This window comes from Halomonas sp. XH26, assembly GCF_024138895.1.
GTDB classification, from domain to species: Bacteria; Pseudomonadota; Gammaproteobacteria; order Pseudomonadales; family Halomonadaceae; genus Vreelandella; species Vreelandella alkaliphila.
On record NZ_CP071889.1, the window covers coordinates 3,651,690 to 3,678,366 of the forward strand.

Annotated in this window: 22 protein-coding genes; 12 read left to right on the forward strand and 10 right to left on the reverse strand. The window is 52.2% G+C overall.

The features are described from left to right. The first annotated feature begins 223 nt into the window (after nucleotides 1-223). The 6 genes from mapR to gltS all read left to right on the forward strand — a co-directional run bounded on the left by mapR (nucleotide 224) and on the right by gltS (nucleotide 5,974). Nucleotides 224-1,633: a GntR family transcriptional regulator MpaR gene (gene mapR / locus J4377_RS16740; RefSeq protein ID WP_089040994.1), complete on the forward strand. Its 1,410-nt coding sequence runs from the start codon at nucleotides 224-226 to the stop codon at nucleotides 1,631-1,633. 112 nt (nucleotides 1,634-1,745) lie between these two features. Next, nucleotides 1,746-1,868 (forward strand): DUF2474 family protein, encoded by a 123-nt coding sequence (locus J4377_RS16745; protein ID WP_084183612.1) that lies wholly within the window; start codon nucleotides 1,746-1,748, stop codon nucleotides 1,866-1,868. A gap of 102 nt (nucleotides 1,869-1,970) precedes the next feature. Continuing rightward, nucleotides 1,971-2,822 (forward strand): sensor domain-containing diguanylate cyclase, encoded by an 852-nt coding sequence (locus J4377_RS16750; protein ID WP_038478975.1) that lies wholly within the window; start codon nucleotides 1,971-1,973, stop codon nucleotides 2,820-2,822. Nucleotides 2,823-3,032: 210 nt separating this feature from the next. Then, nucleotides 3,033-3,743: an IclR family transcriptional regulator gene (locus J4377_RS16755; protein WP_038478978.1), complete on the forward strand. Its 711-nt coding sequence runs from the start codon at nucleotides 3,033-3,035 to the stop codon at nucleotides 3,741-3,743. Nucleotides 3,744-3,769: 26 nt separating this feature from the next. Continuing rightward, a complete protein-coding gene (hutG, locus tag J4377_RS16760; protein WP_198349501.1) occupies nucleotides 3,770-4,690 on the forward strand; it encodes a formimidoylglutamase in 921 nt (306 codons plus the stop codon). 78 nt (nucleotides 4,691-4,768) lie between these two features. After that, nucleotides 4,769-5,974: a sodium/glutamate symporter gene (gene gltS / locus J4377_RS16765; protein ID WP_099049295.1), complete on the forward strand. Its 1,206-nt coding sequence runs from the start codon at nucleotides 4,769-4,771 to the stop codon at nucleotides 5,972-5,974. 199 nt (nucleotides 5,975-6,173) lie between these two features. Here the strand turns inward: gltS and J4377_RS16770 are convergent, their stop codons facing one another. Further along, nucleotides 6,174-7,490 carry an MFS transporter gene (locus J4377_RS16770; RefSeq protein ID WP_198349302.1) on the reverse strand — a complete coding sequence of 439 codons (1,317 nt, stop codon included), beginning with the start codon at nucleotides 7,488-7,490 and terminating at the stop codon, nucleotides 6,174-6,176. Nucleotides 7,491-7,855: 365 nt separating this feature from the next. Here J4377_RS16770 and J4377_RS16775 point away from each other — a divergent pair, with 365 nt between their 5' ends. Together J4377_RS16775 and J4377_RS16780 are read left to right on the forward strand one after the other, a co-directional pair. Then, nucleotides 7,856-9,010 (forward strand): M20 family metallopeptidase, encoded by a 1,155-nt coding sequence (locus J4377_RS16775; protein ID WP_095603604.1) that lies wholly within the window; start codon nucleotides 7,856-7,858, stop codon nucleotides 9,008-9,010. A gap of 60 nt (nucleotides 9,011-9,070) precedes the next feature. Beyond that, a complete protein-coding gene (locus J4377_RS16780) occupies nucleotides 9,071-10,576 on the forward strand; it encodes an AbgT family transporter (RefSeq protein ID WP_095603603.1) in 1,506 nt (501 codons plus the stop codon). 12 nt (nucleotides 10,577-10,588) lie between these two features. On the opposite strand, the gene J4377_RS16785 is transcribed toward J4377_RS16780, so the two are convergent. After that, nucleotides 10,589-11,485, reverse strand: a complete 897-nt coding sequence (locus tag J4377_RS16785) for a LysR family transcriptional regulator (protein WP_038478990.1) — start codon at nucleotides 11,483-11,485, stop codon at nucleotides 10,589-10,591. A 330-nt stretch (nucleotides 11,486-11,815) separates the two neighbouring features. On the opposite strand from J4377_RS16785, the gene J4377_RS16790 reads away from it, so the two are divergent. Then, complete coding sequence (locus J4377_RS16790; RefSeq protein ID WP_038486363.1) at nucleotides 11,816-12,226, forward strand: GNAT family N-acetyltransferase; 411 nt, start codon at nucleotides 11,816-11,818, stop codon at nucleotides 12,224-12,226. A 135-nt stretch (nucleotides 12,227-12,361) separates the two neighbouring features. Here the strand turns inward: J4377_RS16790 and J4377_RS16795 are convergent, their stop codons facing one another. From J4377_RS16795 to J4377_RS16825, 7 genes are all read right to left on the reverse strand, one after another. Beyond that, the gene (locus tag J4377_RS16795; RefSeq protein ID WP_038478993.1) at nucleotides 12,362-12,568 is read right to left on the reverse strand and encodes a cold-shock protein; all 207 of its coding nucleotides are present in this window, start codon (nucleotides 12,566-12,568) and stop codon (nucleotides 12,362-12,364) included. A gap of 352 nt (nucleotides 12,569-12,920) precedes the next feature. Further along, nucleotides 12,921-13,448, reverse strand: coding sequence for a hypothetical protein (locus tag J4377_RS16800; protein ID WP_253486199.1), 528 nt, complete (start codon nucleotides 13,446-13,448; stop codon nucleotides 12,921-12,923). A 23-nt stretch (nucleotides 13,449-13,471) separates the two neighbouring features. Further along, a complete protein-coding gene (locus J4377_RS16805) occupies nucleotides 13,472-14,311 on the reverse strand; it encodes a hypothetical protein (protein WP_198349299.1) in 840 nt (279 codons plus the stop codon). Next, nucleotides 14,312-15,244 carry a hypothetical protein gene (locus tag J4377_RS16810; protein ID WP_198349297.1) on the reverse strand — a complete coding sequence of 311 codons (933 nt, stop codon included), beginning with the start codon at nucleotides 15,242-15,244 and terminating at the stop codon, nucleotides 14,312-14,314. It abuts the gene before it with no gap. Continuing rightward, nucleotides 15,241-18,126: a DUF1761 domain-containing protein gene (locus tag J4377_RS16815; RefSeq protein ID WP_253486200.1), complete on the reverse strand. Its 2,886-nt coding sequence runs from the start codon at nucleotides 18,124-18,126 to the stop codon at nucleotides 15,241-15,243. Before J4377_RS16815 ends, J4377_RS16810 begins: the two co-directional genes overlap by 4 nt. Continuing rightward, entirely contained in the window at nucleotides 18,126-18,452 is a 327-nt protein-coding gene (locus J4377_RS16820) for a hypothetical protein (protein WP_198349294.1), read from the reverse strand. The genes J4377_RS16815 and J4377_RS16820 overlap by 1 nt, the downstream gene beginning before the upstream one ends. A 269-nt stretch (nucleotides 18,453-18,721) precedes the next feature. Next, nucleotides 18,722-21,826, reverse strand: coding sequence for an EAL domain-containing protein (locus J4377_RS16825; RefSeq protein WP_253486201.1), 3,105 nt, complete (start codon nucleotides 21,824-21,826; stop codon nucleotides 18,722-18,724). A gap of 479 nt (nucleotides 21,827-22,305) precedes the next feature. On the opposite strand from J4377_RS16825, the gene J4377_RS16830 reads away from it, so the two are divergent. Then, nucleotides 22,306-22,452, forward strand: a complete 147-nt coding sequence (locus J4377_RS16830) for a PAS domain S-box protein (protein WP_231657893.1) — start codon at nucleotides 22,306-22,308, stop codon at nucleotides 22,450-22,452. 158 nt (nucleotides 22,453-22,610) lie between these two features. Here the strand turns inward: J4377_RS16830 and J4377_RS16835 are convergent, their stop codons facing one another. Continuing rightward, nucleotides 22,611-23,498, reverse strand: coding sequence for a LysR family transcriptional regulator (locus J4377_RS16835; protein WP_038478998.1), 888 nt, complete (start codon nucleotides 23,496-23,498; stop codon nucleotides 22,611-22,613). A 124-nt stretch (nucleotides 23,499-23,622) separates the two neighbouring features. On the opposite strand from J4377_RS16835, the gene J4377_RS16840 reads away from it, so the two are divergent. Together J4377_RS16840 and nhaC are read left to right on the forward strand one after the other, a co-directional pair. After that, nucleotides 23,623-25,116: an aldehyde dehydrogenase family protein gene (locus J4377_RS16840; RefSeq protein WP_253486202.1), complete on the forward strand. Its 1,494-nt coding sequence runs from the start codon at nucleotides 23,623-23,625 to the stop codon at nucleotides 25,114-25,116. A 68-nt stretch (nucleotides 25,117-25,184) separates the two neighbouring features. Further along, entirely contained in the window at nucleotides 25,185-26,642 is a 1,458-nt protein-coding gene (gene nhaC / locus J4377_RS16845) for a Na+/H+ antiporter NhaC (protein WP_038479004.1), read from the forward strand. The last annotated feature ends 35 nt before the right edge of the window (nucleotides 26,643-26,677 follow it).

Here is a 26,677-nt window from a genome sequence, read left to right on the forward strand (position 1 = left end):
TAACAAACAGGCGCAGTTTTAGAGAAATATTGCGTATCAGTTGAGCCTAAACAGCTTATAAAGCTACCTTCTGATATGCTTTTTATTAATGGATTTGAGCCTGTTTTAAATTTCCCACATCCGTCACAGTGGCATTTCCCTCTAGCAGAGAGTTTCACCTGTGCCACCTAAAACTGTGATGGAGTATCCTGGTGCTATCCTCAACGCACCGACGGTTTATCCCATGAAACGTTACGAACAATTTGCCGATGAGATAGCCACGCTGATTCGTCAGGGCGTGCTTGGTCCTGGGGAGCGAATTCCGTCGGTTCGCCAGGCCAGTCGTCACCATGGGATCAGCCCATCCACGGTGTTTCAGGCGTACTACTTACTCGAAAACCGCGGTCTCATCACGGCACGAGCACGCTCAGGCTATTTTGTTCGTGAACATGCTCGGCGCTTGCTGGGCGAGCCACGTGTGACGTTGCAGCCCACCGACCCCGCGGAAGTAGAAGTCAGTGAGCTAGTGTTCTCGGTGCTCGACTCACTGCAGGATGATCGAACGGTGCCTTTTGGGTCAGCTTTCCCAAGCCCTGAGCTTTTCCCACTTTCGCGGCTGAGCACCAGCATGACACGTGGTCTGCGCGAGCTTTCTCCTCAGCAGGTAGTGGCCGACATGACCACCGGGCATGTCGACCTGTGCCGACAAATCGCTCTCCGCTATATGCTGGGAGGCATTCAGCTTCCAATGGAAGAGCTGGTGATTACTAATGGCGCGATGGAAGCGCTCAACTTAGCCCTGCAATGCGTGACCCAACCTGGCGATTTGGTGGCGGTTGAGTCCCCGGCGTTTTATGCCAGCCTGCAAGTATTGGAGCGACTAAAACTGCGTGCAGTGGAGATTCCAGTGCATCCACGCGAGGGTATCGACCTTGATGTGCTAGCAGAGCGATTGGCGTCGCTACCTATCAAAGCCTGCTGGTTTATGAGCCATCTGCAAAACCCGCTCGGCGCCAGCCTAAGCAATGAACGAAAGCAGACCCTTTATCAACTATTAAAGCAGCACCAAGTCCCCATGCTAGAGGATGATGTGTATGCCGAGCTGTACTTTGGCAGCACACCGCCTACCCCAGTGAAAGCGTTTGATGATGAGGGGCTAGTCATTCACTGCAGCTCTTTCTCGAAATGTTTGGCGCCTGGCTATCGCGTTGGCTGGGTAGCGGGAGGGCGCTACGCCGAAGCTATTTCACGACTGAAGTTAATGACGACTATTTCGCCTTCCATTCCCGCACAGGCAGCCATTGCCGACTATTTACAGCACGGCGGCTATGACCGTCACTTACGTAAGCTCCGCCACGCTCTAGAAGCCCAACAAGGTAGTATGCTGGCGTCTGCAGATCGCTACTTTCCCACCCAAACACGTATCACTCGGCCTGATGGCGGCTACTTTTTATGGGTAGAGTTTCCTGAAAAAGTTGATTCACTACGCTTATTCAACATGGCGCTCGACCATGGTGTTAGCTTGGCGCCAGGCCCCATTTTTTCCGCAACTCAGCAGTTCCGGCATTGCGTACGCTTAAGCTATGGCCACCCGTGGACAGCACGCAGCGAGCGGGGCATGGAAACCCTAGGACAGCTATTAACTCTGTTTTAAATCCCTGCCGCTCTGTAGCTCACCCCTCTTCCTAACTGATATGGTTTTTTGGTTAAAAACTAAGCCTGCCATGAAGAACATCTACTAATAAAGTAATCTAGCAAATAGCCAGATAGAACCACTCGCTAGGCGCTTAGGCTGGTTAATGATCATTTGGTTTTCGAGTGTTGGTGTTCTATTACTGCTTTCACTGGGAATTAAGCTCATGATGGGGCTAGTGGGCTTAACCAGCTAAAAGACTTACGTTGTCTGGTCAACGTATTAGACATTGGGTCATAGGTTATGATCGCTCTTTGGCAACTTGCCTGCCATTGAACAATGTTAACCGGATTAGCCTATGCCAATTGACCTGCAAGCGCTCTATCCCAAACTAGTGCATCTGATGCTGGACACGGTCTTCGTGGTCGATAAAGACCATCAGATCCTGTTTGTGAGTGATGCCTGCGAGTCACTGCTTGGTTACCGTGCTGATGAACTGACCGGCACTTTAATCACCCATTACATGCATCCTGACGATCTCGCGCTCACGCAAGCTTCCATTGTGCGGGTCATGAGCGGTCAACAACACATCGATTTCCGCAACCGCTACCTCCGCAAGGATGGCAGCACTGTGCACATTCTATGGTCTGCTCGCTGGTATGAAGACGAAGAAGTTCGCATCGGCGTTGCTCGAGACGTAACAGCCCTAATACAAGCCGAAGAAGAATTACGCTTCCTTGCCCATCACGATCCACTAACAAAGCTGACGAATAGATCACTCTTCTATGATCGGCTCGTTTCAGGCTTGGGCGCGGCTCATCGCCACCAGAGCGGCCTTGCGCTGCTGTTTCTGGATATTAATGACTTCAAGCTGATTAACGATACCTATGGACATGCCATAGGAGATGAAGTGCTCTGTACAGTGGCTCGGCGACTGGAAAGCTGTCTACGTCAAACAGACACGGCCGCGCGCATGGGCGGTGATGAATTTACTATTCTACTGACGGGCATCCAATCAATGGAGGCCGTTACACACAAGGTAAATCAGATTCTCGCCATCATGGCCGAGCCGCTGGGCGCAGAATTTGGAGCGATCAACATGCCGTCTTGCAGTATTGGTACAGCCTGTTATCCCGCCGATGGGGACGATGCGGATACGCTGCTCAGGCATGCTGATAGCGCGATGTACAGAGTGAAAATGCATCGGTAAAGCACAACCATTGCGTTAGGCGTTTTAAAAAATCCGACGTTGCTGATGCCGCTGGAACATCGCGTTACCCCTTGCTATTTCACGCCGACAATACCCCGCCTTCCCATATCAAGACTAAAGCCTAAGAATTTTAATTATCAAAAATTGATAACTTTTTTTTCTTTTATCTATTTTGCTGCGTATCGTTTATCAAAATTTGAGGTAATTGCGATGGGGCCATCCGACCGGATGCTAGCGCTACTGTGCTGCCTAGCAAATCAAGGGGAAGCAATGACGGTGAAGTCGCTGGCCGAGCTGACCGCTCAGCCAGTCTCGACCGCATATCGCCACCTGCGCCAACTTTTGGCCTGGGGCCTAGTCAGCGAACGCGAGGGCGGCACCTATGCGCCGGGCCCTCAGGCGGTGCGTCTGCACCAAGGTTTCGAACACCACAACGAGCTGCTTCGCTGGGCTCGCCCAGTGCTGACCGAATTGACTGAGACCACTCAGGAGAGCTCGGCGCTACTGGTGGCGGTGCGTGACCACGCCCTTTGCGTAGAGATGATCGATAGTCCACAGCCGCTGCGCTGCTGCTACCACCGGGGCCAGGTGCAACCGCTACTCAAGGGCGCCAGCGCTCGGGCGCTGCTGGCCTGGATGAGCGATGAAGAGCGCCAGATGGCGCTGATGCTTCGCTCGGAGGCGGAGCGGGACGATGCCCTGATCGATCTCGAGACCATTCGCCTACGGGGCGTGGCGGTCAGCGTGGGCGAAATCGATCAAGGAGTATGGGGCGCCAGTGCCCCAGTGTTCAACGGCCGCGGTCGTCTCAAGGCGGTGATCAGTGTGATGGCCCCCAGCGCTCGGGCTCAAGACCGAGCCGAGACTCTGAGCGAGGCCACGCGCCTCAGTGCACAACGATTGGGAGAACTCCTGCAGTGACACAAGCAGATAATGAGGCGGCGCTGATGGCGCCCTGGCAAGGCCGGGTCGATAGCACAGAGGCAGGTGACGCACGGCGCTGGCATCAGGTGATGCGTCCGGCCTTTCGGGCCGAGGCGCCGGGGCGCGCTTTGTTAGGGTTCTGCTCTGATGCTGGCGTAGCCCGCAACCAAGGGCGGACGGGGGCCAGTGAAGGGCCCCTGGTGTTGCGTCGCCAGCTAGCCAACCAGGCGTATCACCTGACGACACCGCTGTATGATGCCGGCGATGTGGTCTGCCAGGGCGACAACTTAGAGGACGCTCAGCAAGCCTTCGCCGGGCGGGTGTCCGAGCTGCTCGAACAGGGCCACCGGGTCATCGGCTTAGGCGGCGGCCACGAGATCGCCTTCGCTAGCTTCTCGGGACTGCTGGCTCACGCCCAACGTCAGGCGACGATGCCACGCCTAGGCATCCTCAATCTGGATGCCCATCTCGATCTGCGCCAGGCCGAGCGCGCCAGCTCCGGCACGCCCTTTCGGCAGTGCGCCGAGCTGTGCCAAGAGGCGGGCATCGACTTCCACTACACCTGCCTTGGAGTGAATCGTGGCGGCAATACGCCAGCGCTTTTCGCCCGCGCCGAGTCGTTGGGAGTGGAGTGGGTGCTCGACGAGCAGTGTCGCTCGCTGGACAGCCCCGCGATGAAAGCCGCTCTGGAGCGGCTGCTGACACAGGTCGACTGGCTCTACCTCACCATCTGCTTAGACGCCTTACCAGCCTGGATTGCCCCGGGCGTCAGCGCCCCTTCCGCCCGGGGCATCGAGCTGTCCCTGGTTGAGGATGTCATTGATCATCTAGCCGCACGCGTTGCGCTGCCAGTAGTGGACGTAGCCGAGTTCAATCCAAGCCTGGATATAGACGCGCGAACGGCCCGTGTTGCGGCCCGTCTGGTCGAGCGCCTGGCGCGCTAACCAACGATTAACCGGTCGTCAACGGCCACCCCTACCCGACCGCCCTGAGCGGCACACAACAACTCATGGAGCATCAACATGCACTTTACTCTGGATGCCGTGTCCACCACGGCACTGGCGCTGATATTGCTTGCATTTGGCGCCGGGCTTAAGCGCCGGCTCAACTGGCTGGAACACTTCTGCGTCCCTACCCCAGTGATCGGCGGTTTCGGCTTCGCCCTGCTGGCCTGGCTGCTGCGCGATCTTGGCTTGGTTACCTTCGAGCTTGACACGGCGATGCAGAGTCCATTGATGATCGCCTTCTTCACCACCGTGGGCCTGGGTGGAAGCCTGGCGCTGCTCAAGAAGGGCGGTAAGGCGCTGGGCATCTATCTAGTGGCCTGCTGGCTGCTGGCGCTGATGCAGAACGGCGTGGGCATTGGCATGGCCAGCCTGCTTGGCCTCGACCCGCTGATCGGCCTGATGGCCGGAGCCACCTCCTTAGAGGGCGGCTTTGGCGCAGCAGCGGCCTTTGGCCCTGAGGCGGAAGCCCTGGGTGCCCAGGGTGCCACTACTGCCGCCATTGCCTCTGCCACCTTCGGCATGATTGTCGGCGGTGTGATCGGCGCGCCCATCGCCCGCTGGATCATCGACCGTCGGCAGATTCCGGTTGTCGCCGAGGACGTGCATGATCTGGAGAAACTGCAAGCCGAGGAGCGCCCCACCCAAGCGCCCATCGACAGCCGTACCCTGCTGCGCGTGCTGGCCGTCGTAGTACCGATCATGGTACTGGGAGTGTGGTTCAAAGAGGCCCTGTCAACTCACCTAGGGGTCATCCTGCCGAGTTATGTGGGCGCCATGTTTGTCGCCATCCTGCTACGCAATCTTAATGATCGCTTCCACTGGGTCAGCATGCCAGACAACGCCCTCGCCACCCTGGGCGACGTAGCCTTGGGCGTGTTCCTGACCATGGCAATGATGAATCTCAAGATCTGGCAGCTCCAGGAGATGGGCGGCTCACTGCTATTAATCCTGCTGGTGCAGACCTTGGCCATCGTCTTCCTGGCCGTGGTGGTGCTGTTCCGTCTGCTGGGCCGCAACTACGACGCCGCAGTGCTTACCGCGGGCTTTATTGGCCACGGTCTAGGCGCTACTCCCAATGCGGTGGCGAATATGAGCGCGGTGTGCGAGCACTATCGTGTGGTGTCGCATAAGGCCTTCATTATCGTCCCGCTGTGCGGCGCCGTGCTGATCGATATTGTCGCCATCCCCGCCATTACCTGGTGTCTGAACGCCTTCGCCTGATCAATGTTCGTCCGACAACGCTAGCCTCTGGATTCAGCTGGCGTTGTCGTTTTTGTCGCCGATGCCGCGAAGGTACTCATTACCTCTAGCCACACCTCTGCTACCGGTGAAGGCAAACCCTCGCGGCAAATTGCGCTCCCCAGGCACCTGCTCCAACTCCTCCATGGATTTCGACCGTATAACGCCAAACAGCAGCGCATTAGGACACGTTATCCTCTTTAGTAACGGGCTCTTCGATGGGCTCGCCATTCTCATCCAGCAATTGGTGATCATATGCTGCTTGAAGCCCCGTCTCTTCAGCAGCGGACTGCTCCTCTTGCAGTGGTTCTTCTTCAACTGACTCTTCCACCAAGTCTGCCCAGTAATCAATGTGGCCAGGATAAGCTGGCGATATAATCGCCACCACAATACCAACGACAGAAAATAGCGAAAATGCATAGGCATAACCAAAGCCGTCCACCAGCATACCAACAACCGGCGATCCTACTGCCTGCCCAAGCGCACAGGCCATAAAAGGCAAGACTGGCCCCATGGAAAGCCGCCCCGGCAATAGCCGAATCCCCGTCATCAGATACAGTCCCGTTAAGCTCATGTAAGCAAGTCCAAACACCATGGCGGAAAATATCGCCAATGCTAACTGGCCTGGACTGGCAGCAAGCAACACCAAGCTTGAAGACAGCATCATTAACATTAATGCCTGCGTAATAGGAGGGTTATTACGGTCAGCCAAATCACTCACTACGGCACCTCCAAGCCCAGCAAGTCCTACGGCAAACCAAAGCCAACCAGTTTGATTAGGAGGCAACCCACCAAGGGTAACGGCCAAATCAGGCGCAAAAAGCCAGAACGGCGAAGACACAAACCCCATAGCGAAAGCAAAGAGCGATAGCCGGGTAAGGCGCGACCACTGTAGCCGCGTGATTGGCGGTGGCGGCGCCGCATTCGCTGGCACAACCCGAGAGACCGAAGGAATAAAGTACCAGGCAGCAATGACCCCTAAGCCTGCCATAACGGCAAAGCTAGTGTAGGTAAAGCGCCACGCATCGGCCAGGAAAACGACCGTCGGCACTGCTACGATAATGCCAATACTGGTGCCAGCATTCATGATAGAGCTAACGCGGCCATGCATTGTTCGGCTCACCAGCGCCTGCATAGCAGCCGTCAGAGCGGGCATCATCAAACCGGTACAAATCCCGCAGACAAACACACCTACGCCGAGCGATAAGGCGCCAGACGACTGGCTGATAAAGACAAGGCCAGCCACACCAAATCCACCTGACAACACCGCCAAATTACGCGCACCGAACCGATCGGCTGCAAGCGGTGCGAACAACGTCGCCAAGACAAAACTAATAAACGGCAGCGCCCCAATAATGCCAACCAAGTACGCTGTCAGTTCTAGCTCGGCGCTAATGGAAGGCACAAACAAACCAAACGCAAAGCGCGCAAGTCCATAGCTAATTGCTACCAGCGCTGCACCAAATAGGGCGAACCCCATGTTCGACAAGGTTTTCATACCGAGCACTCCACGGCCGTGTGTGTCTTGTGCATCAAGCTGATCTATCAACTGCGCCACCAATAGCTTACTTCGCTGGGTGATTGCAATCTCCGGCTGTGTGGCTGCCGCAAAGAGGTATGATTTAGTCGATACGCAGAGTGCTTAAGTTAAAAATAAGCATTAAAAGAAGGTGACACTGAAAGTTTCACCGCTAGCTGCCAAGGGCGTTGATAACATCGCTAAGAAGTCACTTCGGTTGTATCAACCCATCACCGTTGCTTTGAAAGCAACAAATTCGTCATTAAAACGACTCTTTTCTACCCGCCAAGTCGCTTAGCTTACAAAAAGCCGAATAAAGGCACCGACATCAGTAGGGATAGGAAATGTTTTCAGATAAACAAGTTAGTGAAGCCACTGCTTTGCGGCATCGGCTACACCAGCAGCCCGAGCTTAAATTCCAGGAAAATAACACCGCCGCGCTGGTCGCGGAGCGGCTAAGAGCGCTTGGCTATCGCGTTACCGAAGGTATTGCCACTACAGGCGTTATGGCTGAGCTAGCGACCGGTCGCGAAGGGCCAGTGATTGCCTTTCGCGCCGATATGGATGCGTTACCCATCAAGGAAGCCAACACATTTGAGCATCGCTCCCAACGGCAAGGTTTGATGCATGCCTGTGGTCACGATGGGCATACCGCCACGCTTTTGTTGGCTGCCGAGGCCATCATGGCGCTGCGTGACGAGCTATGTGGACACATTAAACTGCTATTTCAGCCTGGCGAGGAAGGTGGCAATGGTGCCGACATCATGGTCAAGGCAGGGGTATTGGAAAACCCCAAGGTGGACGCGATATTTGGCTACCACAACCGCCCTGGTTTCCCAACAGGCCAACTGTTTGTTAAACCCGGGCCGGCTATGGGCGGTAACGACACTTATAAAATCACTATCGAAGGTATTTCCGGCCATGCCGCCATGCCGCACTTGGCGGTAGATCCTATTTATGTCGGGGCATCGCTGGTACAGCAGTTGCAAGGGTTAGTGGGCCGCCACAAATCGCCGCTGGAAGCAGGCGTGATCACTGTAGCTGCTTTCCATGCGGGCGATGCCGCCAATGTGATTCCTGGCCAAGCCGAGCTGCTAGTGAATATCCGCAGCGACCGCCCCTCTTCACGCGAAGCGCTTGCAGGCAAGCTTGAGCAGGTAACCGCTGGCGTATGCGCAGCCCACAGTGCGCAGTTTCATCTGGAACACCTACACCAGGTGCCCCCCCTGGTTAACGACCCTGCGTGGTCAGAACGTGTGTTAGCGGTTGCCTACAAACACGCAGTAAGCCACGACATTCAGCAGCTGGACTATATGCCCACTATGGGTGCCGAAGATTTCGCGTTCTACCTGCAGGAAGTACCGGGGTGTTTCTTCTTTGTCGGTAATGGCGATAGCGCCTATCTGCACAACGAGCACTACGACTTTAACGATGCTGTTCTGCCGGTCGCAGGCGGGATGTTTGTGGCGCTGGCAAAAGAGCTGTTAGCACGAGCGTAATTCTCTGCAGGCCTCTTATTACGATTAAAAAAATAACGTTAAGTAAAAAGGATTTATACGATGCAAGGTGTTCTTTCATCTATTGAGCGTGTGGGTAATAAGCTCCCACACCCGTTTATTCTCTTTGTCATTTTGGCTGGCGTAGTTGTGGTCGTCTCAGCCCTGCTTGCCGCACTCGGCGTTTCAGCGGTTAACCCGCAAACCGACGCAGTGGTGCAGGTACGCAGTCTACTATCGGCTGATGGCATTGAGTTTATGCTGACCAGCGTGGTCAGTAACTTCGTTAACTTCCCTCCCCTCGGCCTTATTTTGGTGGTGATGTTTGGCATTGGTTTGGCCGATAAAGTGGGCTTAATGTCGACCTTGATGCAGGTGAGCGTGGCGAAAGCACCACCCGCTCTGCTCACTTTCTGCGTTTTTATGGCAGGTATTTGCGGCAGTATTGCCTCCGATGCCAACTACCTAATCCTGATCCCGCTAGCCGCCATGGTGTACTACTCGGTGGGCCGTCACCCAATCGCCGGTGCAGCTGCCGCCTACGCAGCGGCAGGCGCCGGGTTTGATGCCAGCCTGTTCATTACCGTCGGGGATGCGCTGTTTGCTGGCATAACCACGGAGGCCGCACGCTTGGTAGACCCAGACGCCTACGTCTCACCTGTTGATAACTACTACTTTGTGGCCTGCTCAGTGTTTGTGCTGGCAATTGTTGGCACGTTAGTCATCGATAAGATCGTAGAGCCGAGGCTGCAACGCACCCTACCGATAAGCAAAGACTTTAAAACTGACATTATAAAACCGGCATTAACCGACGCAGAAAAGCGCGGCCTAAAGCGGGTAGGTATTGCCACACTGATTTACCTAGCGCTGATCTTAATTGCCGTGGTGCCCGAGGCATCACCACTGCGCAATGAAGAGGGCGGCTTGATCCCCTCGCCCTTTTTGCGCTCACTCGTGCCACTGATGTTTGGCTACTTCGTCACTATTGGCTTGGTATACGGCATCACCACCGACAAGATCACCAGCAGCCGTGATGTACCACAACGCATGGCGGAGTCTGCCAGTGACTTAGCACCTACCCTAGTACTGTTCTTTGCCATTTCGCAGTTTATTGCTTATTTCCGCTGGTCAGAATTGGGGCAATTTATTGCTATTGAAGGCTCCAATATTCTGCAAAGCACCGGATTTACCGGGCTACCGCTAGTAGGCGCGTTTATTGCGATGAGCGCAGTGCTGAACGTCTTTATGACCAGCGGCTCCGCTCAGTGGGCATTAATGGCCCCGGTATTCGTGCCGATGCTGATGATGATCGACTTCGATCCAGCTTTTGTATTGGCAATGTTCCGCATAGGCGATTCCAGCACGAACATCATCTCCCCTATGAGCCCATATTTTTCGGTAGCACTGGTGTATATGCAGCGCTATAAGCCAGATATGGGGCTAGGCACGTTGATAGCCACCATGCTGCCGTTAGCCATAGGCTTTTTGCTCGCCTGGTCAGCGTTTTTGATGTTCTGGCTGGCCATGGGCTGGCCAATTGGCCCAGGCGTATACATGATGGCTAACTGATACTTCAGTACGTCACTGCATCGCCATCATTAACTTCCACAAATAGTCGGCAGCGGGCGAAAGCCTTCTGCCGACTCTACGCACCAAATTGCCTTGGCTACTAGCGGCCATAGGGTGGTCAATGGGAATCGCCTTCAGCAAACCAGCGTTTACTTCGCTGCGTGCAGCAGCAGCCGTCATAAACGACACGCCAATCCCCGCACATGCCAACCTTCGAGACACCGAATGCAGGTTGCAACGATAGGCAGGCGTAGCCAACTGCCCGGCAGCACCAAATAGCGCATTCACGAACTGCTGCGAGCCCGAGGCATCCGGTAAAAAAATCAATTTGTGCTGTAATAACTCCGTGACCGACACGCTATCTTGGCGGGCAAGCCGGTGGGATGGTGCTACCAGCGCGCACAACGGCCCCCGCTCAAAAGAGTGCACTACTAACCGTGGGTCTGAAATGGGGCCGTAGGTAATAGCAATATCCACCTCGTCGCTGGCCACCATCTCATGGGGTTCTCGGGGGTAATAAATCCCTGTTTTAATCTCGATCAGCACGTCGGGATAATGCTCGGAAACACGGCGCATCACGTGGTTGATAAAGCTATCCACAAAGCCATCACCTACCGAGACTACCACCTTCCCCGACTGTAAATTGCGTAACCGAGACAGCGTATCTCCCAGCTCTGAATTCAACCGCCGCTGAGCAAGAAATCCTTCCACTACCAATTGGCCTGCTTCGGTCAACGTCACATGCCGACCTTGACGCTCCAACAACGCCATGCCCAATTCTCTCTCCAACCCACGTACTTGGCGGCTTACCACAGAGGGATTGATATGCAGATGCTCCGCCGCCGCACGAATGCCACCGCAACTGCTTACCTCAAATAAGTAAAACGCACGTTTATCCAGTAGGGTCATGATGATCTCGTGTGAATAACCTCGTGCCGATGAGCTCGCACACCAGCTTTTTCAAACCAATAGCAACAAAATGCCCCTATCTAAGGCAGCTTGCTCCCATCTTTTTTATGCTACTTTCGAAATATAAATAATGTGATTTTATAGTGGCAGACCATGCGTGCCTATCTAAGCCAGAACGTGTGCCCTAAAACCTTATTGAGTCAAAAAATCACCCACACGCTCACATAAAGACATGGAACATGGACACAAAGAGTAGAATGAAAATTACTCTGAATGCGATAGGAGCATGCATCGTTGCAAATAGCTGAGATAACACCCTCTGAGGTGCCAATGGAGCTACTTCTTTTAGCGGATCCCTGCGAAGAAGCCATCAAAAGCTACCTATATCAATCAAGATGCTTCATCGCCTGTGCCAAGGGTTCGGTAGTTGGAGTTTGTGTTATCAAGCCGATTTCTGAGGGAGCACTGGAATTGATGAACATTGCCGTTTCACCATCGGTTCAACAGAACGGTGTTGGTACACAACTTCTCAGGCATGTTATCGAAAAAGTAAAGGCATCTGGTGCGCAACGCTTAGAGGTAGGAACGGGTACATTCGGCTATCAACTGACCTTCTACCAACGGCAGGGCTTTAGGGTTAATTGTATTGATAAAGATTTTTTCTTGAAGAACTACCCTGAGCCTATCATTGAAAATGGAATTCAGCACAAAGATATGCTTAGACTAAGCCTGGAATTTTAGCCCCCTCATAAGATAACGGTTAATAACTCAGCATATTCTTTTTAGACTACTCTATAAACAAACGCGAAAACCCCGCACACGGCGGGGTTTTTAAGCTTACCGACTTAGCCGGTAGCTAATATCTCGGTAGGGAGTTTATTCCACAACCTTGATATTAGAAGCTTGAAGGCCTTTTTGGCCCTGAGTTACGTCAAAAGAAACCTTCTGACCGTCTTGCAGGGATTTAAAGCCTTCTGCTTGAATTTCGGAGAAGTGTGCGAACAGATCGTCGCCGCTAACTTCAGGAGAAATAAAGCCGAAGCCTTTAGTGTCGTTAAACCACTTTACGGTACCAGTTGCCATGATCGAAATCCTCGATTTAGCGAAATTAATGCCGGGGAAATACCCGAGTTACAGAGGGTAGAACAAGAGACTTTCACCAGGCTCAACGCTAAAATGCTTCGATACTGCTGACAACGTTCGACTTGCTAACCAACTGCAATCAGTCTGCGCTTCTATATTACTTACGTCAACAGCTAATACCAAAAAGAGCTAAATAAGGTAACAACAGCCTCTATATTGAGGTGTTTATCCTGAACATAAAATAAAGCTTAATCATATATTGAGGATTTAAAACATGCATTACAGCAACTTACAAACTTATTGGCTGGCATATAGCCAGCCATTCTTTTAAAACAATTTTAAAAAATTTTCTTCAAACGCTTAAATCGCACATCAGCATGGCTTTTCCCACTTCTTCGTCAGTAATCAACTGCGCCTGATAGGGGCCGCTGTCATGGTTCACCAAGGAATAATCAACGCTTGAAAGCCTTTCCTGCACTTCGTCAATAGGCGCTGAAAACTCAACCAAAAGCACGCTAATGCCATTTGAGTTTCCAAGATAAAAAACGAAGCTTTCAACTGGCAGGCCGTAGTACTCACCGTTTTTTGCTGCTAAACGGTAGCCGCTATAATCTCGGTTGCGCTCGAAGAAATCTATTTCTCCAAGAGCTTCTTTATAAACAGTCGGCAGAACAATCTCGTTAACCTCCGGGTAGAGCGAGCCATCTGGGTAAGTCACCAGATTACGGCGTAGTTCGCTCCACTCCTCAGATTGGGCACAACCGTCTTCCCACGACGCAAGCAAGGGCGTCCAATCTACTGTTGAGCCTGACGCAGCAGTTCCATAGAAAAGCGCGCAGCCGAAAACTGCGGCAATCACTGGCTTATAGGTACGTTTCATCTAGTTCCCTTTTTAATTTATATTTAATCGAAAAGACTGGTAGGTACGGCGTCGGGTGCGCCTTGCTCAAGCCAAAGGCTGTGCCTTTCTGTGTAGTAGTTTTCATAGCTGTGCCAAGTACTATTAAATTTGTTACCTATATCGTAAGTAATAGCACCAGCTGCTTCAGCTAAAGCTAAAACAGTGTTCTTCGAAACCTCACAGTTACTTCCCACTAAACTTGAGTATTGTTGAGTCAAATTTTCGTCAACCGACGTAACTTCTGGATCTTTACCCGATACAAACCACGCTTTGCCATGTTCTCCGTAGACGCTTCCACCAAAACGTACAAACAGATCAGCGAAGTGCAGATACTTTGTTGCATCATTACAAGAAGCCGTGTGAATATTAATTCCCGCACTTCTGGCTAAGCGCTCCATCAGCTCTTCGTTGCCGCTATCAATCACCGTAAAGTAACTAATGAACTCCATAGGATCGACAGGCTCAGCACGAAAGCTATTGAGCAGGATTTGCTGCGTCCTTTCATCACCTCTTAGGACAGCATCGTAAAAGCCCATATACAGCGTCGAGAAAGGCATTTCGATTCGAAATGGCGGCTCACCTTGGCTGACTTGCATTGGGCGACACTCACTATCGAGTAAGCGCAGATTGTCACCGATCACGTCCCTCGCCCTGGGCGTCAGGTTTAAAAATGTTGCCACAGTTAACTGCAAAGGCTCAGACGTGCCTGCCTGCCGTTCATCGATATAGTCAGCAAATGAATAGAGCCGCTCATCGTCTTGGCAAGCAACCTGGGCGAATGCACTGGTGGGCAGTGAAAACAGCGATATTACCCCGGCGGTAAATAGGGCCTTAAAATACATTTACTGGCACTCCTGTGGCTTTATAGTGACGCGGCGACTGACATTAAAATAGGGGTTGATGGGGTCTTCAATGGTGGTTGATTCAGCCAATTGATAGCCATCTCCCTCTTGCTGAACGGCTGGCCGCCAACTGCCTCGGCTTGAAATACCTTCTTCTCGGTAAAAGGCTTCAACCATTTCCCAGGCAATGTTTTTATCAACCACAATGTTGGCATTAGGCTCGGCTTGTTCACCTTGGCACTCGTTGGTATTTTCAACGTAAATACCTTGGCTAAACACATTGTCGTATATCAACCAAAACGCGTTTTCTTCCATCACGTTGCCTAAGCTGCCGACAAACATGCGCGCGACTTGTTGAATAGTGTCAACGTTCTGGCCTAATAACCGATAGTGGTCGCCATCTAATAGATAAAACGCCCAGAACCAACGCGCATCAATCGCCGCTGCTTTGGTACCGCGCAAAAATTCCATGTGCGCGCTTAACTCTGGTGTTTGCCTTAACTTAGAAAGCAAGATGTCGAGATGCTCTTCAAAGGGCAGTACCGGATGGCCAATTAGCTCCCCATCAAAGTAATAAACAGGGTTACATTCCATGCTAGCAATCACCATATTGCGTGCTAACAGCGTTTGAACGTTCTCACCGGCAAATAGAAATGTGCGTAATGTCACCAGGAGAGGATCCATATCGTCGCCATTGGCTAATGCCTGCAAGGTCCCCCGGGGGTCTTCCTGTAAGCGAATATCATCGCCGTATTGGCAACCAAATTGGGCACTTTCCTGAGCAATGTAATATTGCCAGGCTTGCTTTTGCTCTTGTGTTAATGCTGATTGTGCGAAGGATTCGACCACCAAATCGTTAGCATGCGCAGCAGAGAATGTTGTTACCCCTACCGCGATGGCTCCCGCCCATTTCAGCGCTTTTTTCATGATCATTCGTGGTTCCTTGTCACTATCACGTCTAGCGGTTGGCCTGCCGTGCTGGCTGGCAGTTGTCTCGCCCCAAAAACGCCATAGCGTAAGTCGTGAGTTTGTGAAAAGGTGAATACGCCTGTATTGGTGTGGCTGTGATGAACCACTAGCCAGTCTCCCTTGGTCAGAACGCCCTGAATACCTTCTAACGCTGCTTCCGATAGCGTTAAGGCTTGAGGACGATAGCCGACACCCCTGGCGCGCTCACGCAGGCGCTGAACGTCTGCCAAGCTCATACGACGAAGCTGGCTATCCCCTTCTGCTTGGGGCTCGCCATACTCAGGCCCGAAATAAGCAAGGCCATACTGACGTTCATGCCGCGCAAAACAGCTAAGTACCTGTGGCGTACTGGCAGCAGCGGTAAACCGATGGGCCCCTAGCACATCAGCAATTTGGTCGGCCTCACGACGTACTGCATGACAATTAACTTCGCCCAAGAGCGTAGGTTGGAAATGCACCCATAACGCGATGCCATCTTCATTTCGCTGGATAACACGAGCAAAATCAGTTGCAAGAGAAATACTAACGGGGCGTTTCGCAATCGCGTCGCTACCACAGTCGCCATGCCTGGCGGCTCGCCACTGAAGACTATTTACTCGACTAATATCCATCGCTCTTGAGAAATTGGTAAGGCAGGTACCTTCGCCAGTGATCACCGGAGAACGATGGATCGCCCAGTTGCCGTCACTGAGCTGCTGGACATCAATAAGTGCCGCGTGATGGGGCATGTTTTCATGCAGTGTGGCTAGTTGGCTTTCTAGCGGCGTTGAGACGTCTAGATGCATCACACCTAACGGCCCCTCGTTCTCTGGCAACGCCACATGAGTGCTGTTTTCTTCGGCGGCAGAGGGAGAATAGGGAGAGAGAGAATAAGGAGAAGCCGATAACTCAACTAGCCTTTCTACCGCAGCTTGTTCAACAGAGCCAGATGTTGTTGCTTCACTTTCCTGGTTATCACTTTCAAAACGCTCTATCGCGTTGGAATGCCCGCTTACCAATGGAGGCGCAATGTAGGAAGCGAAGCGCCCTAACGAATAGATCACCGGCTGAGTGTGAATTACCCAGGTGGCAAATAACGCGCCCCCCGTGGTCATTGAGCGCTGAAATTCTTCGTTAAAATAACGGTACGTTGGGGTTTGCGTCACTGCCGCACTACTCAACATAGGCACCGTTACAACAATCACCAACCCACCCACTTTGATCGCGTGGGGTAACCAGCGATATCTGGAAACCATGAGAACAGGAATACTTGCGGCCAAACCAATCGCATTCACTAACGCAAAAAACAGTGAAAAACCCATCGCAATCGGTGGCACAATAAGTGCTCGAACGTACTGTTTACCCTCTTCTTCTCTAGACTGACCATTCGCGAGCAGTTGAGCGTCATCATATAACCGCTGACGCTCCGCCTCGGCATACGCTAAATAGTGCGGTAACAGCACCTGGTCTCTGAACTGCTCTGGCGTCAGGTCTAACGTGATGACCATCTGCTCATCACGCGGTTGTAACGCCTCGTGTAGTTGATCCTGAATTGGCTGAGAGGCAATAAAGGCGTCGGCATTCAAATCAAGTGGTAGCGATGCACCTAAATGTTGTTGCATGGACTGATCTGCTTGCTCGCCTATCTCGTGAGACTGCTCTGCAATAATCGCCTCAAGAAATCCCTCCCGGTCATTCGCGCGCCAATCACTGGGTAGCTCAATACCCTGTGCCAGCATTGCTTGCCTTACCTGAGCAGCAACGTCATCACTCGCCACAAAGTGTTCGTAAGAAGCAGGCGCACCTAAAACGGTGGCTAGCTTCCCATTCAAATGCTCGTAAGAGAGGTCTTCACAGCGCTGAACGGTTCGCTGCTCAGTAACGAAACGATTGCCACGACGGACATTTTGGGTCACTACTTCGGGGGCATAGCACCAATCTGTGGGGGCAATATAGTACCCTAAATTGTCGACTACTTCTTTACGATAAATCTCTTCGACTCGAACAACACATTCATTTCTAAAATGGCCACTTTCACATCGTTGTCGGGCATTAAAATAGGTTGCCAAACTGCGCTGTAGTGTCAGCACCTGGCGAGTGAAAGCCTCTTCGCTTCCTTCTACTTGGTTATTTCGCCATTGACTTAACAGGTCTTCTTGCACATCTAGCCACGCTTGCTCAGCGTAGCTGGAGATCTCTTGCTGGGCCGCCCAATAATTATCCGAAATCGTTTTATACGCGTCCCATGCACCACGAGTAGACTCTTGTAGCGTTTCATAGCCTTGGTAGCTTTCAGGTAGCTCCTTACTCGCTTCATTTGTCGCCACTTGATGGATAATACGCTCTGCCTCTGCCTTGAGATCATCAACAAAGGCGGGAGAGACAAACGTCATCAGCCCTAATACAGAAAGAAAGCTACGCGTATGAGGTGAATCGAGATCTTCTTCATCAAACGCAATACCTTCCAACTGCAGTGAGTTAGTGGCAAGACCCCGTTTCATCAGCAGAAGATGCTGAGCATCCATGCGCTGCTCGGCAGAAGTGCGATCAATCAATACATCAACTAAGATGCGCTGGCCAAAAAACATAACAGGGAAGCCAATGGCAATCGCCAGCGTCACCTGCTTTATAAACAACTTGGTTGGCTTATTTTTTAATGTGATCAGGCGTAGTAGCAGCAAGCTAAGTCCGATACCCGACAGTATCCGCCCCTCTAGCTCTAACGCTCTAATGTCGCCGTTCGATAAGCGGGCAACCGATGCATCTACCAAGCGGCTGTTAAACGCCAATTCATAAACTAAATAGGCAATATTGAGTGTGAAGAGCAGCCAAAGCCAAGCCCTCCCATTTTTTAAGTAATGACGCATTATTCTCTTTGTTCGCTTGGTATCGTGATAATGACGGGGGCTGTTCGAGGCGCTGTTACCACTGTCGTTCCGCTACCTGTTTTTAATTGGCCGCGCTCTGGCAGCGTTACAACGATAGCGCTGCCTTCAAGCGATACCAGGGCGCCCGTTTGATTCAAATAAGCGCCCTGTTGAATAAAAAAGGCCTGTTCTTCATCAACGCCACGGGCAGCATCATCAGGCAGAACGGTGCCTTCGATGACTAAGGGAGTGCGGGGTACTGCGCTTTGCGAGGAGGGACAATCAGCTTCATCACGACATAACAGCTGTGCAGCGAAATCATCCAAGCTATCTGCATAAACTGGCTGGCTATAATAGCTTTGAACGCAGGAAAAACTGGCTAATATGCCGAAAATGACGGCTGTATTTCGGCATGAAAACACGCTCACTCCCGCTATCGAGTTTTTTGAAATATTAATTATTATTTATAATCACAGACCCGCCCTGTATAAGTCAACGCTACTTTTCAGTTAAATTAACATTTTATTTCCTTTTGCTAATTCATTCTGATGGACGTTTATATCCTGTCGTAGCGCTGTCTTCTGGCCGCTAGCTATCAGGTAAGGTTGAGTTCTTTGAGCATTTTTGAGGGATGTTCGTACCACGTCTGCAACGCCTTTGCCGGCATGGGACGGGCGATACCGAATCCTTGCAACAAATGGCAGCCCATTTCTGTCAGTCGTTTGACGTGAGCGTTACTCTCAACCCCTTCCGCGACGACTTTTTTATTGAATCGTTTAGCCAGATACACAACGCTCTCAACAATGGCCAAATCATGATCGCGCTCCAACATGTTGATAACGAAGCTGCGATCTACTTTAACCACATCCACAGGCAGATCACGTAGATAGGTCAGCGACGAATACCCCGTACCAAAATCATCCAAGGCAACGTTCACCCCTAGCGAGCGACAGGCACGCATGACCTGTGTCGCGGCTTGCAAATCGTCCAGCGCAGCAGACTCCAGTACCTCAAGGCATAGCAGTGCTGGCGACACATCTGGGTGTGCGGCCAACGCACCCTGCAGCGTATCGAAGAAATCGGCTCGAGTGAGTGACTGGGGGCTTAGGTTAATGCATACCTCCAGCATGATGTCGCTGGCATGCCACTCCTCCATCTGCTTCAGCGCTGTTTCGAGCACCCATGCATCAAAGCTCAGTTCTAGTTCGCTACCAGAAATCGCGGGTAGAAACTGACCGGGGGCCAGCAGCCCGCGCTCGGGGTGCTGCCAGCGGATCAGCGCCTCCACACCGGTGACCTGCTGAAAGACTGGGTCAAACTGCGGCTGGTAAAAGAGCACAAACTCATCTGCATCAAGTGCACGTGCAATTTGTCCGCGCCGGATCTGAAGGTCCTTAAGCTCTTGTTCGCGCTCAGGATCGAATAGGACGAAACGATTACCACCGGCCATTTTGGCGCGATACATCGCTTGGTCGGCGTGACGTAACAGGGTGTCAGGATCATTGTGATCAGCAGGAAAGAGAGTAACGCCTAGGCTGCCAGTCAGTCTCAGCGGCGCCTTATCTGTACCCCCTAGTTCAGGCATCGTCAATGGTTTCGTAACCTGTTGAAGTATAAGATTTAAACGCTCAATACCACCCTCAAATCGGTGCAGCAGAAAAGCAAACTCATCCCCCCCAATACGAGCGATAAGATCACCTGACCCTAGCGCATCGACTAATTGTCCAGCCAAAACCACCAGGATTCGATCAGCCCCCGCTCGACCAAATCTCAAATTGAGTTCCTGAAACCCGTCTAAGTCGAGTACCGCTATTGCCAGGGTTTCATCTGGCTTGCTGCTATCAAGTGCCTCATGCATAAGCTCAATCATGTGGCGGCGATTAGGCAGCGCGGTCAGGCGATCCACATACCCCGCTCGAAACAGCTCATCCGCATGCTGCTTGATGCGCGTCAGGTCGGAAAAAACGGCAACATGATGGGTAGTGTCACCAGTTTCATTGCGTACCACTGAAATTGACAGCATCTCTGGCAATGGATCGCCGTTTTTGCGTCGATTAATCACCTCACCCTGCCAATATCCCTTCTCGTTCAGCGATGCCCACAGTGACCGATAGAAGCTAGGCGTTTGGCGCCCTGACGATAAGACCCGAGGGTTCTTGCCAAGCACTTCGTCACGGGTATAGCCGGTAATTCGTTCAAATGCTTCATTAACCTCAATAATGCGGTTATCGCTATCCGAGATCATGATCGCTTCACGACTGCTAGAAAACACCTTGGAGGATAGCTCCAGGCGCTTCCAGGCTTCGTCGTTCTGACGGCGCAAGCGTAAGCCGTGAATCAGTTGACCAAGTGGCCGGAGCAAAGGCTCAAGCAACGTAAGCGTTTCATTGCTATACCCCTTAGCACAGTTGGCAAGTCCCAGCATAGCAACCATCTCGCCTTCCACCGAGACAGGCAGACACAACAGCGTATCGAGGGAAGGATGCCCTTTAGGCAGTCCGCCACGCCTTGGATCATGGGAAGGCCGATTGCTAATCAGCGGCTTGCCAGTACGCAGAACATGACCATAGAGTGAGTCTAACTGAGAGAACACTAAACCGTGCGCTTGTGCCTTACGGTAAAGTGTCCGTGAAGCGTCGTCCCAACTAATATCAGTAATGGCGTGGGTCTTAAGAAACGGCTCTCCGCTCTCATCCTTAAACACCTCACCAATAAACCCGTATTCACTCTCTGTTAGCGACAGCAGCGCCTCTAGCGCACCTGAAAACGTATCAGAAATATTATCTCCAGCAATAATGCTCGCTTGCAGGCGAGTGATTAGATCGTCGATACGGTGACGCCACTCAAGTTCGTGTTTGTTCCGCTGAAGGAGCGTAATGTCCTGCAGGGTACCGGCAATATGACGGGCAGGCACCGTATCGTCGATAGAGGCACCCGTTAACTGTACCCAGGTAATCGCCGTTTCGCCGGGGGCTTTCAAACGTAGGCAGGCGTCAAAAGGAGTGCCCTGATGAATGATTCTCCCCAACCCGCTTTCCAGTGTGTCGCGATCTTCAGGCAAATAGTGACTTGCGAGCTCAAAGCGGCTACTAGGTGTTAACGGCGAAGCGCCATGCAAGCGTAGAAACGCCTCATTACTCCATATCGTATTGGAGCTTACATCGAGCTCCCAAACACCCAGCCCCGCGTGATTAATAAGTCGCTCAAGACGCTGAAGCCGCTGCAATTCCAGATGACTCATGACCTGGTGGGCTAAGGTCTGCAAATGACGCTTATGCTCGTCACCTATGGCCCTTAGGCGGTGATCTATCAGGCACAGCGTGCCAATAGAAAACCCGTCGGGCGTCACTAGCGGCGCTCCCAGGTAGTAGCGAATATAAGGCGGGCCGGTGACTAAGGGATTATTCTGGAAACGGGCATCCACAGTGGCATCCACCACCTCCAAAAGCTCGTTTTCCAAAATAGTATAAGCGCAGAACGAGACGTCACGGGGGATATTGGCAATTTCGGGGCCCACTTGGCTCTTGAACCACTGACACTCTTCTTCAACCAAGCCGATCAGCACAATTGGAACGTCAAAAAACTTGGCGGCAGAACGAGTAATAGCATCTAAAACAGCGTCAGGAGCCTGGTTATGACGGATATAGCGCCACATCGCACGCAAACGGTCTGCTTCATTCGGTGGCAATGGTGCAACCATTAACACTCCTCAATGAAACAGAGCTGAAGGTTTGCTAAGGGGCAAAATAATGACGGCCTGAACTCATGACGCATGGGAGACTTCCTTACATTTTTTTTGGCGTCTTTTAGTATCGGCAAGCAATGCAATAGCTTTAGTCGGATATCGCGAGAATTAGCATAAAGGAGGAGCAATTTTACGTTGCTATCACTTATGTTTAGTTACATGGTACGAGTTGAATAGCTACGCGTCAGAATTAAACATAAATACAGTCATACGGCCCTTGAGCCTCATGCATGAAAAGGGCGCGTTATGCACCATGAATTTCCGCTACTAGAAGGCCCAGCAGGAAATCCACGAGCTGACCGCCGCCGGAGCGCCACTCACCACAACGCTGGTCGCGCTAATTGAATAGGCAAAATTGATGCTGCCTGACGCGCTGGTTTACATTATGCGCTTCGATCCGGCGCACACTTTCTGAGTGGCACCGCTCCCTGTTTGTGAATCACCCTGGTGGCGTTTATGAATTTGACCTTAACGGACACTTTCAACGCTGCAATAAAGCACTTGAAAGTATCACAGGATACCCAGCATCTCATTTAATAGGGGCACATTTTAACCCGTTTATTGCGCACTCCTTTCAATAACCTACCCAGCAACAGCAAGAAGACCTCACTCGCCGCCACTGTGACCTACTCCAAGGGTACCTATTCGCACGCCCCATGCCCTTAGAAGAACTAAAGCGCCTGCCCGACTATTTACCCGTCGCCCTAACAACTAACAACTAACAACTAACAACTAACAACTAATCCAAACGAGCTCGTATCCACTCAATAAAAACGCGCAGCTTATAAACGTCGACCATATGCTCTGGGTAGGCCATGTAGTAAGCATCCTGGCTTTTAAGCGAGAACTGCCAAGGAATGATTAACTTCCCCTCATCAAGCTCTTCCTGAGCAAGGAATTTTGGCACTAGGGCGACGCCACAGCCCGCGCGGGCAGATCTTAACGCCATATAGAACGTATCGAATCTTGGCCCATGGTAGCTGTGCTCCGTATATAGATCTTGTGCTTCAAACCAGTCATGCCACCCCTCGGGCCGAGTAGAAACCTGTAACAACACCATGTCTGTTAAGTCTAATGGGTCGCGAACGGTTGTCTGCTCCATGGCGGAAGGCGCGCAGACAGGCACCACCTCTTCATCCAGCAACTTTATACACTCAGCCCGCGGCCATACACCATGGCCAAAAAAGAACGCCGCCTCTATGCGCTCTTTTTGCATATCAAACGGTTCGGTACGGTTAGAAATATTGAGATTAATATTGGGATGTTTAAAGCGGAACCCGTTGAGTCTGGGGATAAGCCAACGCGCCCCAAAGGTGGGTAACGTGGCGATATTCAGTACATCTGCCTCTACGCCATAAGACTGCATATAACGCGTAGACATTTCGACTTGGGCTAGTATTTTACGCGCTTCGCCAAGATAGACCGCCCCCTCTGGCGTCAGGTGCAGGCGCTTTCTCACCCGCCTGAATAACGGATGTTGCAGCGTTACTTCCAATTGTGACACCTGCTTGCTCACCGCACTTTGCGTCAGGCTCAGCTCATCCGCGGCCCGCGTAAAACTGAGGTGCCTCGCCGCTGCCTCAAAGCAATTCAAGCTGGTCAAAGAAGGTAAGTTTCGACGACGCATGGCAATCCCACTTGGTGAAATTAAGGAATGATGTTTTTCACAAACATCGTTTGATGAGCTACCGCAAGCTTGGCAATACTGGCTCTGTAACCAATTTACTCACAACTTAATATTTGGTGAAGCAATGATTCATTCCCTGATGGAAAAAATGGGCGTCGCAAAAGAACAGTATCAAGGCGGCTACCTGATTGTTACCACGCCGATTGATGGTAGCGAAATTGGTCGTCTTACAACGGCTTCTAGCAGCGATATTGAAACTGCTATTGCGAACTCAGAAAAAGCCTTTCAAGCCTGGAAAAGCGTGCCTGCCCCCCGTCGTGGTGAATTGGTGCGCCTGTTTGGGGATCAACTGCGCCAGCACAAGGAATCACTAGGCGAGCTGGTCACCTGGGAGTGTGGCAAGATTCTCCAGGAAGGGCTTGGCGAAGTTCAGGAAATGATCGACATTTGCGACCTTGCCGTTGGTCAATCTCGCCAGCTTTTTGGACTGACCATCGCTTCCGAGCGCCCTGGTCACCACATGCGTGAAAGCTGGCACCCGTTAGGCCCGATTGGCCTAATTACGGCATTTAACTTTCCCGTTGCCCCTTGGGCATGGAATTCAGCCTTAGCGCTGGTATGCGGCAATAGCTTGCTGTGGAAACCTTCAGAAAAAACACCGTTAACAGCGCTGGCATGCCAAGCACTGTTAGAGCGTGCCATTGAAGAGTTCGGCGATGAGGCACCCAAGCACCTGAGCCAGGTGATAGTTGGTGAGCGTGCCGCTGGCGAGCAGTTGGTCAATGACGCTCGCGTTGCGCTGATCAGCGCTACCGGCAGCACCCGCATGGGTCGCGAAGTTGGCCCACAAGTGGCAGCGCGCTTCGGTCGCAGCATTCTTGAACTGGGTGGCAACAACGCCATGATCTTAGCGCCGAGCGCAGATCTTGATATGGCGACTCGCGCCATTCTCTTCTCTGCGGTAGGTACGGCTGGGCAACGCTGCACGACACTGCGCCGCTTAGTCGTTCATGAATCCATTAAAGACGAAATCTTAGCGCGTCTTAAGAAGTCCTATAGCGCGGTGTCTATCGGCAACCCGCTTGAAGGTAACTTGGTTGGTCCGCTAATTGACCATCAAGCCTTTGATGCGATGCAAAGCGTGCTGGCTAAAGCGCGTGAACAAGGTGCGAAGGTGTTCGGTGGCAACCGTGTAGAGATCGCCAACAGCAACGAAGGCTACTACGTCGAGCCTGCCATTGTTGAAGTGACCGAGCAAAACGATCTGGTCAAGCACGAAACTTTTGCGCCCATTCTTTATGTTCTCACCTACAAAGAGCTGGATGAGGCTATTGCTACCAATAATGACGTCCCCCAGGGCCTGTCATCGTGTATTTTCACCACCGATGTTCGCGAAGCCGAAACCTTCATCTCTGCGGTTGGTAGTGACTGCGGCATCGCCAACGTCAACATCGGCCCTAGCGGTGCTGAAATTGGCGGTGCGTTTGGGGGCGAGAAGGAAACCGGCAGCGGTCGCGAGTCCGGCTCCGACGTTTGGAAGAGCTATATGCGTCGCCAAACTAACACCGTGAACTACTCTCGTGAACTCCCACTGGCCCAAGGCATTAAGTTCGACTAACCCTTCCCCTCTATAAGGGCCCTTCCCTGCAGGGCCCTTACTAAAAACATAAAAAATGAAGGTGATGTATGCGTGACGATGTCCAAATCGGCCCGACGCCAGGCCTCGCGATGGCGCTATTACCGCTGCTGGCCACTACCGCCATTCTAATTCTGCAATTTTTTATCTTCTCTGACTTTACCCCGCATATTCCTTTAGCCTTCGGGATAATGATTTGTGCCCTGTGCGGACGCATCCGTGGCGTACCCTGGCAAAAAATGGAAGCCTCAATGCTTGAGGTGGTTAAGCTGGGGATGCCCGCTATTTTTATTCTATTAGCGGTCGGTATGGTGATTGGCACCTGGATTCTTTCCGGCACCGTTCCCACGCTGATGTATTACGGTTTTCAGCTGGTTTCACCCTCTTACTTCCTTGTCGCGACCTGCGTCATTAGTGCGTTGGTATCTCTTGCCACAGGCACGTCCTGGGGCACAGTAGGAACGCTCGGGCTTGCCCTAATGGGCATCGGCGAAGGGCTGGGCATTCCCATGTATCTAACGGGCGGGGCGCTGGTATCCGGTGCGTTCTTTGGCGATAAAATGTCGCCCTTATCAGAGACTACCAACCTAACCCCTGCCGTATGTGAAACCGATTTATGGAGCCATATACGCAGCATGATGGCCACCACGGTGCCTGCTATGATTGTCGCGCTGGTGCTTTATTTATGGCTCGGCACTAGCTATGGCGGCCAGCTTGAACGAAGTACCGATATTGCAACGTTTCGTCAGGCTCTTGATGACACCTTTACGCTCTCCTGGGTAACGCTGATTCCGCCTTTTGTTGTGATCGGTTTAGCGCTTGCCAAATTCCCACCTTTCCCGACTATTTTCACCGGCGCTGCGATAGGCGGCTTAGTGGCTATCGGCGTTCAGGGCGAAACCGTTCATGCCGTGTTTGATGCCATGCAAAATGGCTTTAGCAGCGATACTGGCAATCCGGCGATTGATGCTCTACTCAGCAGTGGCGGTGTGCTCTCCATGACCTGGGTGGTAACGCTAACGTTCTTCGCGCTGGGTTTTGCTGGCATGTTAGAAGCCTATGGCACCGTTGACGCGATTATTAAGCAGCTCATGCGGCTCATTAAAGGTCGCTTCAGCTTAGTGGCAACAAGCTCCGGCACAACGCTGGCGGTAAGCACTATTATTGGCGATGTTTATACAACGCTGGTGCTGCCCGGTCGCTTGCTGAAAGGCCAGTATCAAGCCATGGGCTATAAGACCTCGACGTTGTCACGCACCATTGAAGACAATGGCACGCTCTCCTCGCCGTTGATTCCCTGGAACATGGGCGGTGGATTTGTGTCCTCGACGATTGGCGTACCCACGTTAGCATATGCGCCCTTTGCATTTGCTTGCTGGCTATCCCCTTTATTCGGCCTGCTGTGGGCGCTAACTGGCCGCTTTATTCCTCGTGAATCCCCCGAGATCGCGGCTGAAAACTCGCCCCATACACCTCAAAACAACTACTCCTCCCAACCTACTTCATAGCCATACAGGGTCGGCCTATGGCCGACCTGCGCTTC